This is a genomic window from Alcanivorax sp. HI0083 (assembly GCF_001635175.1).
The window spans coordinates 1-526 of record NZ_LWFX01001696.1 but is presented as its reverse complement, the minus strand read 5'-3'; the positions used below and the strand labels follow the sequence as shown (position 1 = coordinate 526).

The 526-nt window shown below is 59.7% G+C and carries 2 protein-coding genes; both read right to left on the bottom strand.

Features of this window, described 5'->3' with window-relative positions:
- On the bottom strand, positions 1-326 hold a 326-nt coding region (locus A3754_RS24790; RefSeq protein ID WP_063521621.1), incomplete at its 3' end, for a DUF4112 domain-containing protein.
- The coding region (locus A3754_RS24785; protein WP_197468853.1) for a Rieske 2Fe-2S domain-containing protein at positions 326-526 on the bottom strand (201 nt) is incomplete at its 5' end. The genes A3754_RS24790 and A3754_RS24785, both read right to left, overlap by 1 nt.

Here is a 526-nt window from a genome sequence, read left to right as displayed (position 1 = left end):
TTGGTGTTGCGGGTATTGGCCTTATAGATGGCATCAAAGGCATCGCCCACCACCGGCAGCAAGCCACCCACGAAGTCGATGCCCATGTTACGCAGCATGCGCAGCTTCACACCCTTGCTGGCCCCGGCCCGCTGGGCTTCCACCAGCACATAGCTGCCCAGCACCAGGCCCGCCGCATCACCAACGATCGGCACCAGGCCGATAATCGCTTCGGCGCCAATCTGAAACCTGGTAAAGGGAATACCAATACTGCTGTCAGTGAAGCGGCTGAACTTTTCCAGTCGCGCCAGCGCAGCTTCCTGCTGCGCCTTACTCGGGTTTGCCATTAGATCTCCACGTACAGCTGGCCGTCTTCTTCGGTTACCGGCCAGGTTTGCAGGGCTTTCTCACCCCGCACCACATTCAGCATCTGCACCCCCGGCGGGAAATTCGCCCACTCGGAGACTTCACCGGTGCGGATATCAAACTTCGCCCGGTGCAGCGGACACTGCACACATTGGTCCTTGAGGATCTTGCCCTTGCCCAG